This is a genomic window from Bartonella sp. AD328YNZD, assembly GCF_042196425.1.
Genome location: NZ_JBHIQG010000208.1, coordinates 1 through 4358, shown reverse-complemented (window position 1 = coordinate 4358; position 4358 = coordinate 1). Strand labels below are relative to the sequence as shown.

Genomic DNA, 4358 nt, shown 5'->3' with positions numbered 1-4358 from the left:
CAATTAAGCGGACAATTTTCTATCGGTGTTATGCGCCCAGATGGACAAGGAGAACGAATTTTAACCACGGGTTTTCATAATGAAGGACCAACGTGGGCCCCCAATGGTCGTGTGCTGATGTTCTTTCGCAAAAATCCCGGTATGGGACCAAAAATCTATACGATTGACATTACCGGACGCAATGAACGACAACTCCCTACACCCAATGATGCTTCGGATCCAGCATGGTCGCCATTGCTCAATATACAGTAAAACAAAATGCTTAAAAACAGAATATAGAAGGAATACAGTCTCAATTTTACACAATCTCAATAGTTTTTAATTATTTAAAAGCAGGAATTGGTTATAGTGGGCATGGGGATTTATGTAGATTTCATCTATCATCTACGGTTGTTGATCGATAATGGAATTTCCTTGGGGGAAAATGCTTAAAAAATTCAAAACAATACCTTGAAAAAATAGAGTCGAAAATTCTGAAGTCTCTAGATTTCAACTTTTTATTAAAAGTGTCGCTATATATATTTTTTTAAACTTCCTTTTCAATTTTGTTTGTGAAGAATTTGGTCTTGTCAGGGGGCTGTTGCTCTCTGATGTATTTTATTCGAGTACGCGGTTGTTTTAGGTCTGAATATTGATTGATCGGTAAGAGCAAAAGGACAGATTTTAAGATAAATGACGTTATTTTAAAAACATACGATGTCATAAAGTTAATGCCATAAAGTCAAAAATTTATCCGCAACAGATTAGAGGGATGTACCGGCTTTTTGTACAATACTTTGCTAAACAATTAGCTCTGGCTTTCCATTTGCTTATTTTTATTCTGTGATGTTGTAAAAACACTGCCCTTTGAGGTGTGGGGATATAGGGCGTATAAACCCTCCTTGATATATTCTAAGTGTTTTTTAGGTGCGTGGCGAATATTTAGGGGAGTGCATGTTTGTTGAGTCTTAAGTTTAAAGTGAATTTCATGGGTGCTTCGTCATAGGAATACGTTAAGAAAATTCGAATTTTTTACAGGCTAGATCATTTTCATCACTTGAAGGCGGGGAGGTTAATCTTAAAGAACAACAAGATCGAATAGAGAGGAATATAGGGATAATCTTTTGGGCATGTAAGAAAGGCGTGAGACTACAGAGTTTTGTGTATGCTTTTCTTTTTGGGATTATGTTTTCTGGAATTGATTGTGGTTTCTTGTTGTACAGACAGATTTTCCCCGCTATTGACGCGGGGCTTTTATTGTGCGGATAGGAGGGGTGACAAATGCTTTTGAAGCCCTCATGAATGAAGAGAGGGCTTGTGCAAATGATGGAAATTATACAGATAATTTTGCCAAAATCTCATCGCTGATATCAAAATTGGCATAAACATTTTGCACATCATCATCTTCTTCTAATGTTGAAATCAGTCGTAAAACAGATAAAGCTTTTTCTTCATCTATTGGTGCAAGGGTGGTGGCTTTCCAAATTGTTTTAATCGATTCTGCTTCACCAAGTTTTGCTTCAAGCATTTTTGAAACTTCACCAATATCTTCAAATGCACAGGTAATATGATGTCCGGTTTCTTCTGATTGTACATCTTCAGCACCGGCTTCAATTGCTGCATCCATGATGTTATCGGCTGTTCCTGCTTCTGGCTTATAGATTATTTCACCAATCCGATTAAACATGAAACTTACAGAACCTGTTTCCCCTAAGGCTCCTCCTGATTTTGTGAAGGCGGCGCGCACATTTGAAGCAGTGCGGTTGCGGTTATCGGTTAAAGCTTCAACAATGACGGCAACGCCTCCTGGCCCATAGCCTTCATAGCGCACTTCATCATAATTTTCGACATCGGTGCCTGACGCTTTTTTAATTGCGCGTTCAATATTATCTTTCGGCATCGATTGTGCTTTGGCATTTTGAACAGCCAGCCTTAAACGTGGATTCATGGCTGGATCAGGAGCACCTTGTTTTGCTGCTACGGTAATTTCGCGCGCAAGCTTAGAAAATATTTTCGAGCGCATAGCATCTTGACGCCCTTTACGGTGCATAATATTTTTAAATTGTGAATGGCCTGCCATAGTTTTCCTTCCTGTTTGAGGGCTTTCTTTCCAGTTGGACACTTTTTAGAATTTAAGGCGATAAAGCTCGCATCCCACCAGAATAAATGTGCCACAGCATGAGGTGAAATAATCGAATAAACCCTTTATAAGAAAATTCATCTTAAAGGTAAAGAGACCTTAGTTGAGGATCATTACAAGAGAGATCTCTTGTCGTTGAGCAAAAATAACGCTATAACAGAATGTAATTTCATAGCAAAATGGTTTATTCCATGCCGCGCTTTGTTTTAGGAGTGGTTGGAGAGACCTAAGCATATAAAAAGTTCCAGTGCTCTTGAGTGGGCGGTAACCTGCCTCATAGAAGAGGCGCAGAAGAGGATTTATAAAAATGGCAACGCAACTTTTGATGCCCAAAGCAACAGCTGTTTGGTTGGTTGATAATACAGCTCTTTCTTTTGATCAGATTGCAGAATTTTGTAAATTGCATGTCTTGGAAGTAAAAGCTATTGCCGATGGTGATGCGGCTTATGGTATTAAAGGTTTAGATCCGATTAGTTCTGGGCAATTGACGCGCAGTGAAATTGCACGGGTGGAGGCTGATCAAAACGCACGCTTGAAAATTTCTCAATCGAGGGTGCATATTCCTGAAAAAAAACGTAAAGGGGCGCGCTATATCCCTCTTTCTCGACGCCAGGATCGTCCCAATGGTATCCTATGGTTGGTCACTAACCATCCCGAGTTGAAAGATGCACAAATTGCACGGTTGATTGGGACAACAAAAGCGACAATTGAACAAATCCGCCTTAGAACCCATTGGAATAGTGCAAATTTGGTTCCTCTTGATCCTGTAGGACTTGGTTTGTGTTCACAAATCGATTTAGATTTTGAGCTCCAGCGTGCGGCGAAAAATCGTCCTGTTGCAGCAGAAGAAGATAGGTCGTTGCTTCCCGCTTCTGTGACGGAAAACGCTGCTCTAGAGGAAAATGAGAGCGAAGAAAATCTGCATAAGACTTTTGACGCTGATAAAGTTTTTGCAAAGTTGAACGCGCTGCAAAAAAATAGTCAAGATCAAGATGATGCATAAAAAGCCATGACTCATAAGGGAAACATTTCTTATGAAAATGTTAGAGGAATGGCTGAAGAGAAGAAAAATTGGCAGAGACTTAAAAGTAAAAATGAGGACGAAAAAAACAGAAAAAATTTCGTCTTCATTAGGAATTAACGGTTATTCTTAAAAATATTTTTAAGAATTTACCCTTCTTTACGAAATTCAAGGAGAAACGGACTATGCGCTCTACCAAAAAAAACATCTCTCATTCTTTAGCTATCCTTTTTCTTTTCTCACTATGCCTGGGTGGGTGTGGCAAAAAAAATGTTGGTGCACTTAACGGTATGAATGGCGCTTATATGAATGATGCTGGTTTGAATCAGGTGTCACCAGGCTCAGGACAAGAATTTACAGTTAGTGTGGGTGATCGCGTGTTTTTTGGTCTCGATTCTTCTTCACTTGATGCTAATGCTGAACGTGTTTTAACGCGCCAAGCAGAATGGTTGCTTCATTATCCTTATTATTCTATTATGATCGAAGGTCATGCTGATGAGAGGGGAACACGTGAATATAACTTGGCACTTGGACAGCGCCGTGCTGTTGCTGTGCGAAACTATTTGGTGTCTCTAGGTGTGTCTGCACAACGGATTCAAACAATTTCTTACGGAAAAGAAAGACCTGTAGCAGTATGTGATGATATTTCCTGTTGGAATCAAAATCGACGTGCTGTGACAACGTTGAATGACATGAATAGTCATTAAAAAGAAGATTGTTTGTTTCAACTATTCAATAAGCTCTTAAGGGGAGAAAAGAATGTATCGTAAAATCAATTGGAAAACACTCTTTTATATGGGGGTTTTTATAGCTTGTTCTACTTCACTTGTTCAAAGTGCAGCACGAAAGGCTTCCGAATATCCTGCACATGATACGGATAAAGTTGATGCAGTTGATAAGGCAACTGATGACGTGAAAGAAGCACCTGAAGCAGCCGATAAAGCAGCATCTGATGTGATAGAAAAAGCCACTGACGCCGTTAATAAGGCAACTGATGACGTGAAAGAAGCACCTGAAGCAGCCGATAAAGCAGCATCTGATGTGATAGAAAAAGCCACTGACGCCGTTAATAAGGCTGTTGATGCAGTGAAAGAAGCACCTGAAGCAGCTGATAAAGCAGCATCTGATGTGATAGAAAAAGCCACTGACGCTGTTGATAAGGCTGTTGATGCAGTGAAAAAAGCACCTGAAGCAGCTGATAAAGCAGCATCTGATGTG

The 4358-nt window shown here is 39.8% G+C and carries 3 protein-coding genes and 2 pseudogenes; 4 read left to right on the top strand and 1 reads right to left on the bottom strand.

The features are described from left to right. Positions 1-252: pseudogene (tolB, locus tag ACFIO3_RS09230) on the top strand (Tol-Pal system protein TolB); the annotation flags it as partial. Positions 253-1312: 1060 nt separating this feature from the next. On the opposite strand, the gene ACFIO3_RS09225 reads toward tolB, so the two are convergent. Further along, positions 1313-2059: a YebC/PmpR family DNA-binding transcriptional regulator gene (locus tag ACFIO3_RS09225; RefSeq protein WP_375606534.1), complete on the bottom strand. Its 747-nt coding sequence runs from the start codon at positions 2057-2059 to the stop codon at positions 1313-1315. A gap of 367 nt (positions 2060-2426) precedes the next feature. On the opposite strand from ACFIO3_RS09225, the gene ACFIO3_RS09220 reads away from it, so the two are divergent. The 3 genes and pseudogenes from ACFIO3_RS09220 to ACFIO3_RS09210 all read left to right on the top strand — a co-directional run. After that, the gene (locus ACFIO3_RS09220) at positions 2427-3122 is read left to right on the top strand and encodes a DUF1013 domain-containing protein (RefSeq protein ID WP_375614503.1); all 696 of its coding nucleotides are present in this window, start codon (positions 2427-2429) and stop codon (positions 3120-3122) included. A 203-nt stretch (positions 3123-3325) separates the two neighbouring features. Then, the gene (gene pal / locus ACFIO3_RS09215) at positions 3326-3847 is read left to right on the top strand and encodes a peptidoglycan-associated lipoprotein Pal (RefSeq protein ID WP_375606532.1); all 522 of its coding nucleotides are present in this window, start codon (positions 3326-3328) and stop codon (positions 3845-3847) included. Between the two features lie 52 nt (positions 3848-3899). Then, positions 3900-4358: pseudogene (locus ACFIO3_RS09210) on the top strand (tol-pal system protein); the annotation flags it as partial.

Excerpts from the sequence above, each read along its gene's own strand:
- ACFIO3_RS09225 (WP_375606534.1), bottom strand. The coding sequence starts at position 2,059 with ATGGCAGGCCATTCACAATTTAAAAATATTATGCACCGTAAAGGGCGT.
- ACFIO3_RS09220 (WP_375614503.1), top strand. The coding sequence starts at position 2,427 with ATGGCAACGCAACTTTTGATGCCCAAAGCAACAGCTGTTTGGTTGGTT.
- pal (WP_375606532.1), top strand. The coding sequence starts at position 3,326 with ATGCGCTCTACCAAAAAAAACATCTCTCATTCTTTAGCTATCCTTTTT.